The sequence below is a fragment of the Granulicatella balaenopterae genome (assembly GCF_900111135.1).
Lineage (GTDB): Bacteria > Bacillota > Bacilli > Lactobacillales > Aerococcaceae > Granulicatella > Granulicatella balaenopterae.
The window spans coordinates 1-6,909 of record NZ_FOGF01000059.1 but is presented as its reverse complement, the minus strand read 5'-3'; the positions used below and the strand labels follow the sequence as shown (position 1 = coordinate 6,909).

Sequence of the window (6,909 nt, the reverse complement as noted above, 5' to 3'; positions counted from 1 at the left end):
CAACAATTCATTTTATATCCCTCAATAATGATTGTATCAAAAATATCTTGATACAACAATTCATCCCACGAAGCTAAAGCTTCGGAGATTTCTTGTCAATAAATTTAAAGTATTCCTTATTCAAAGCAACTATCCACCACTTATATTTCGCAATCAACTAAGTCATATAATGCATATAATTCTTTTAAATCTCTTAATTGTTCTTTTAACACTTCACCAATCGTTGTATCTTTTACTTTCTTTCGACTAAGATTGCGATCAACTACTCGTATCGTTGAATGGATATCTGTGCCATTTTTTATGGCATCTTCTTTACAGGTAAATCCGCTATGAGCTGCTAATTCCATTCCATATGAATTACACAATAAAGTATATCCTGCAATTCCTGTTTTTGCTTGATAAGCTTTTGAAAATCCCCCGTCGATCACTAACATCTTCCCACCTGCTAGAATTGGCGTTTCGCCATCTTTTTCCTTAACAGGTGTATGACCGTTAATAATATGACCTGTTTCTGGATTCAAACCAAAATCTCTTAATAAAAATTCACAAGTTTGAACTTCTTTACGTAATTGATAATAAGGATTTTTTTCTTCATGATGGGTCTTTTTATTCTTAATATAGTAACGTTCAAAAGTTGTCATCTCTTTTTTACCAAATAATGGAGAATTTTCACCCGTCCACAAATACCAAGCCAAATCAGCCGCTTTACTAGTCGGTTTTGGATTATGATATAATTCGCGTAATTTCTTATCAAAGATTGATAAAAGTTCTTTCCCTTGATAATCTTTCCCTTGATAGTGGAACACTTTATAACTACCATCTTGATTTAAAGGCATACAACCATGAAATAATAAATTTCCATTATAAATAGTATACATACTACCTTTTTCAAATAAAAACTTAGTATGTCTTTGTAACTTTTCACTATGACGGAAACTAAAAACCAATTGCTCCACTAAAGCTTCTTCTTCTGGTGTTAATTGATTAGGTTTTTTACTATCAACCGTTGGAAAATGACTATCTAATAAAGGATGAATAGCCCCATTAATCGTAATACTCTTTTTATCTTTACTTAATTTTGACAATAAATCACGACGACTCAAATCAAAGTCTGGATTTCTTTTAATCGCTTGGCCTTCTAATTTAAATTGTAAAACTGCTATAGCTTGATGCATCTTACACACTTGTTGCCATTCTAATTCACTTTGATTAGCAATTTTAGCTTTCGGTTGATAAATTTTTGTTACTGGATAATAATTCTCTGCATAATTCAATAAGGGTCTTAAATTAATACCATATTGTTCCTCCAAAACATCTAAATTATTATATCTCAGTGAAATTCTCACCACATTCGCAATGCACACAGGCACACCTAAAGCCGCTGCCATCCATAAAACATCATGATTCCCCCATTGAATATCTAAGGAATGATACTCCATCATGCGATCAATAATCAAATCCGCATGTGGTCCGCGATCATAAATATCTCCAACTAAATGCAAATGATCCACAACTAATTGCTGAATTAAATAACAGATTCCTGTTAATAAATGATCTTCTTCATCTAATTCAAATACCGTTGTGACAATTTGTTGGTAATAATCTTTTTTATCACAAAATTCATCTTTTTGGAATAGTAATTCATCAATAATATATGAAAAATCTGTCGGCATTGCCTTACGAACTTTAGAACGAGTATATTTTGTTGAACAATATAAACATAAAGTTACTAAATCTTCTAAAACCAATTGATACCAAGCTAAATATTCTGCCTCATCTTGATACAAGTCTTTCATCTGTTGAATGCGCTCTTCAGGATAGTAGACTAAAGTGGCTAAATCACGTAATTGTGCTTCATTATAATTATCAGCAAATAAAGTATTAATCTTTAATCGTACATTACCTGAACCGCTACGCAAAACATGTTGAAAAGCTTCATATTCACCATGCACATCACTAATAAAATGCTCAGTTGCTTTTGGTAAATTTAAAATCGCCTTTAAATTAATAATTTCTCTTGCAACATCATGTTTATTAGGATATTGACTTTTTAATAATTGGTAATACTTTTTTTCCATCTTTACTCTCCTTTATAAAAACTCTTTAACCTCAGTGAATGTACCATTTCTCCACTATTGTCAATATACAATCGAAACGCTTACTTTTTTAGTCTTTCCTAAAACTTTTAATGATATCTTTACCATTATCTCAAAATTTCCCACAAAAAAAGCCAAGAGATTAATATTGATATCATTATATCTCTTGACTCCTTATCTTAATTTCTAAAAATTTTTGCTTCTAAGAATAAATCATTATACAATCCTAAAGCATCCGTTCCTAAATTCTCATAAACTTCCATATGATCCATTTGTTCATCATTTGGATAAAATCCAGGATCTTCTATTACTTCTATTGGCAATAATTCTTTAGCATCTTTATTTGGGGTTGAATACCCAATATACTCTGCGTTACGCGCCGCATTTTCAGGTCGATTGATAAAATTCATTAAAGCATACGCTCCGTCAATATTTTTGGCAGTTTTTGGAATGACTAAATTATCAAACCACACATTCGTCCCTTCTGAAGGAATTAGATAGGTTAAATGTTCATTACCTTCTAACATCATCGCTGCCTCACCTGAAAAAGTGACCCCAATTGGTGCTTCTTCTTGAATCATATACATCTTCATTTCATCGGCAATAATCGCTTTTGCATTAGGCATTAATTGTTTTAATTTTGCTCCTGCTTCACGAACAATTGCTTCATCTTTTTCATTTAAAGAATACCCTTCACTTTGCAAGGTTAATCCAATCATCTCACGAGCTCCATCAATAAACAGAATTGAATTACGGAAATCTTCCTTCCATAAATCTTGCCATGAAGTAATCGCCCCCTCAGAAATCATCTCCGTATTATAGACAATCCCTAGAGTCCCCCAGAAATAAGGAATACTATAGACATTTCCCGGATCAAATGATTGATCTAAAAAACGTGGGTCAATATGATTGATAGAGGGTAATTTACTATGATCTAGTGGCAATAATAAATCTTCATCAATCATCTTATCAATCATATATTCACTTGGGACCGCAATATCATAATTTGTACCACCTTGTTTAATCTTTGTATACATCGCTTCATTTGAATCAAACGTCTCATAAATTACATGATAGCCCGTTTCTTCTTCAAACTCTTTTAATAACTCTGGATCAATATAATCTCCCCAATTATACATAGTAATCGTATCCGAACTTCCGGCAACCGCCACATCTAAAGTATTTCGTACAGCGACCAATCCTACAATTGCTAAAATAATCGTCGTCGTTAATAATGTTAATTTTTTCATTATAACACTCCTTTCGCAGTAACTTGTTGATTAATCATTGAACGCTTAGTTTGATAACGCTCAATAAAGTAATAACCAATCACTAAGACAAATGAAAATAAGAACATCACAGTACTTAAGGCATTAATTTCTAAACTAACCCCTTGACGTGCACGAGCATAAATCTCAACAGCAATCGTACTAAAGCCATTTCCCGTCACGAAAAATGTTACCGCAAAATCATCTAATGAATACGTAAACGCCATAAAGAATCCCGTTAAAATCCCTGGCGTAATTGTCGGTAAAATAATACGTGTTAACACTTGCGCACTTGTCGCCCCTAAATCTCTAGCAGCCGTCAACATTGAGGCATTCATTTCATATAATTTTGGCAGAACCATTAAAACAACAATCGGAATATTAAAGGCAATATGCGCTAATAACACTGACGTAAAGCCTAATTCAAATCCAATCATCGTAAATAAAATTAATAAACTTGCCCCAATAATAACATCTGGCGATACTAATAAGACATTATTCAAACCTAATAACAATTGCTTTTTCTTACGATTTTTCACATAATAAATCATTATCGAACCCAATGTACCAATAATTGTGGCAATCAAGGCTGATAATAAAGCTAAAATTAATGTATTTAAGACAATCACAATCAAACGTGTATCTTCAAATACTGACTGATAATGTTCTAATGTAAAGCCAGTAAAACCATTCATATCACCACCACTATTAAATGAATAATAAATCAAATAAAAAATTGGTGCATACAAAATCACAAAGACTAGCACTAAATAAAGATTACCAAGCCAACTATTTTTTAATTTCATCTTAGTCATGACCTCCCCATGCTTGTTTGCGTTCACGTGTAGCAATCATTAATAATACCATCGCAACAATTAAGACTACACCAATCGTTGAACCCATCCCCCAGTTTTGTGTTACTAAGAAATGTTCTTCAACAGCTGTCCCCAATGTAATTACACGGTTCCCACCAATTAAACGCGTTAACATGAATAATGATAAAGAAGGAATAAAGACAGCTTGCACACCACTACGCACACCATTCATCGTTAAAGGAAAGACCACTCGACGAAAAGTATCCCATTTAGTAGCACCCAAATCACGACTTGCCGCAATTAATGACTGAGGCAATTCTTCTACTGAATTATAAATCGGCAAAATCATAAACGGTAATTCAATATAAGAAGCTACCGTCACAAAGCTAAAATCAGTAAATAAAAATTGCTTTGGCGCCACTCCAAATAATCCTAAGAAGCTATTAACCGATCCATCTTGACTAAAGATTCCAATAAAGGCATATGCTTTTAACAATAAATTCACCCAAGTCGGCAAAATAATTAACAATAACCATAATTGTTTATGTTTCGTCTTACTTAATAGATAAGCAGTCGGATAACTTATTAATAAGGTCACCAAAGTAATTAAGAATGCATACAAGACCGAATTAAACGTCATCTCTAAATAATTCGCTGATGAAAAGAAAATACGATAATTCTCCAAAGTAAACTGATGATCAATATTAAAAAATGATTGATATAAGACTAATGCCAATGGAGTCATTACAAAGAACAATAACCACATCAAGTACGGCACCGCAAACAAGCTACGTGATTTTTTATTCATCCACTTCCACCTCATCTTCATAACTTTCTAGACGAGCATCGAATTCTTCCTCACTCTCTCCAAAACGCATCACGTGAATATCATCTGCTTCAAAATCAAGTGATACTTTCGAACCGATTTCAGCTTTTTTGGTTGAATGAATCATCCACTCATTTCCAACTTCATCATAGCAAATAATTTCATAGTGAACTCCCCGGAACAATTGCGTATCCACTTCAACATTTAATTTACCAAGATTTACTGGTTTAATCGTTAAATCTTCTGGACGAATCACAATTTCAATCTTTTCATTAGGACGCATCCCTGCATCCGAACATTCAAATTCCTTACCAACAAACTCAACTAAATAATCCTCTTTCATAATGCCGGGAATAATATTACTTTCCCCAATAAAATCAGCTACATAACGATTAATTGGTTCATCATAAATATCAACTGGTGTCCCTGATTGCACAATTTCACCTTGATTTAATACAAAAATCTCATCACTCATCGCTAAAGCTTCTTCTTGATCATGCGTTACAAAGATGAAAGTAATCCCTAAGCGTTGTTGTAATTCACGTAATTCATATTGCATTTCAGTACGCAATTTTAAATCTAAAGCGGATAAAGGTTCATCTAATAATAATACTTCTGGCTCATTCACTAATGCTCTAGCAATTGCGACACGTTGTTGTTGACCACCGGACATTTGTGCAATTTCACGATTTTCATAGCCTGATAAGCGAACCATCTTCAAAGCTTCTGATACTTTTTCTTGAATCACATCTTTTGGTAATTTCTTCAAACGTAAACCAAATGCAATATTTTCAAAAACATTCATATGCGGAAATAAAGCATAGTCTTGAAATACCGTATTCACTTTACGTTTATTTGGTGGCAATTCTTGAACTTCTTGCCCATTTAACGTAATGGTTCCTGAAGTCAATTCTGTAAAACCAGCAATTAAACGTAGGATTGTCGTTTTACCACATCCAGACGGCCCTAATAGCGTATAAAATTTTCCTTTTTCAATTTCAACATTAACATTCTTTAAAACTTGTGTATCTCCATATGATTTTGTTACATTTTCAAACGTAATAATTGCTTGTTTTGTCATTTTCCACCCATCCTTTATAAATATGAATCTGTTACTACGATTAAGAGTTTTGACTGAGTATCACTTGCATTTTTTAATCGATGCTTAGCGCTTGATTCAAAATAAAATGATTCACCGGCACCAACAATTGCTTGTTCATTACCAACTCTTACTTCTATTTCCCCTTCTAATACATAACCAAAAGTCTCGGCTAATGAAGGTTGGAATGTTTTATAACCACCATCTTTTTCAAAAGCCAATAAGACCGGTTCCATCTCATGTTCATTTGAATCAGGATTAAGCCATGTAATTGTTGTCTTATGTCTATTATCCTGAGTAATGGTCATGTCTTCTGGTCGATATACTGATAAAGATTGTTCTAATTCTTCACTAAAAAAATCTTTTGGTGAACAGCCTAATACTTCTAAAATATCAAAAAAAGTTTCCATTGCTGGCGAACTCAAATCATTTTCTAATTGCGATATATACCCCTTTGAAAGATCAGTTCTTTCGGCTAATTCTTCTTGAGTTAGGCCTTTTTGCATGCGTAACTGCTTTAATTGATTCCCTATCTCCATAAATGCATACTCCTTTTAAACTTTTTGTTTAGTAAACAATATACTTATTATACATAAAGTTTAGTATTATTCAACAAGTAATCCTTATTTTTGGGGCTTATTTTTTCCATTATAAAGATGCTTCAGGATAATATCTTACTTGACTCGTTAAGTAGCAGAAATATCTAAAACGGTTCTACAATAAATGATGTTGTTGAAGAAATTCTTCAATGGCATCATTTATTTTTTTATACACAAAAAGCATCTGATGCCCTATAATAAAATCG

Annotated in this window: 6 protein-coding genes; all 6 read right to left on the bottom strand. The window is 32.9% G+C overall.

Annotation, left to right across the window (positions count from 1 at the left end; genetic code table 11):
* Nucleotides 1-140: 140 nt before the first annotated feature.
* The 6 genes from BMX09_RS09375 to BMX09_RS09350 all read right to left on the bottom strand — a co-directional run bounded on the left by BMX09_RS09375 (nucleotide 141) and on the right by BMX09_RS09350 (nucleotide 6,643).
* Nucleotides 141-2,078 carry a fructose-1,6-bisphosphatase gene (locus tag BMX09_RS09375; RefSeq protein WP_089748008.1) on the bottom strand — a complete coding sequence of 646 codons (1,938 nt, stop codon included), beginning with the start codon at nucleotides 2,076-2,078 and terminating at the stop codon, nucleotides 141-143.
* A 197-nt stretch (nucleotides 2,079-2,275) separates the two neighbouring features.
* The gene (locus tag BMX09_RS09370) at nucleotides 2,276-3,346 is read right to left on the bottom strand and encodes an ABC transporter substrate-binding protein (protein ID WP_089748007.1); all 1,071 of its coding nucleotides are present in this window, start codon (nucleotides 3,344-3,346) and stop codon (nucleotides 2,276-2,278) included.
* Nucleotides 3,346-4,170 carry an ABC transporter permease gene (locus BMX09_RS09365; RefSeq protein WP_089748005.1) on the bottom strand — a complete coding sequence of 275 codons (825 nt, stop codon included), beginning with the start codon at nucleotides 4,168-4,170 and terminating at the stop codon, nucleotides 3,346-3,348. The genes BMX09_RS09370 and BMX09_RS09365 overlap by 1 nt, the downstream gene beginning before the upstream one ends.
* Nucleotide 4,171: 1 nt before the next feature.
* Nucleotides 4,172-4,987, bottom strand: a complete 816-nt coding sequence (locus BMX09_RS09360) for an ABC transporter permease (protein ID WP_089748003.1) — start codon at nucleotides 4,985-4,987, stop codon at nucleotides 4,172-4,174.
* Complete coding sequence (locus BMX09_RS09355) at nucleotides 4,980-6,086, bottom strand: ABC transporter ATP-binding protein (RefSeq protein ID WP_089748000.1); 1,107 nt, start codon at nucleotides 6,084-6,086, stop codon at nucleotides 4,980-4,982. Before BMX09_RS09355 ends, BMX09_RS09360 begins: the two co-directional genes overlap by 8 nt.
* Before the next feature lie 14 nt (nucleotides 6,087-6,100).
* Nucleotides 6,101-6,643, bottom strand: coding sequence for a helix-turn-helix domain-containing protein (locus tag BMX09_RS09350; protein WP_089747998.1), 543 nt, complete (start codon nucleotides 6,641-6,643; stop codon nucleotides 6,101-6,103).
* Between the last annotated feature and the right edge of the window lie 266 nt (nucleotides 6,644-6,909).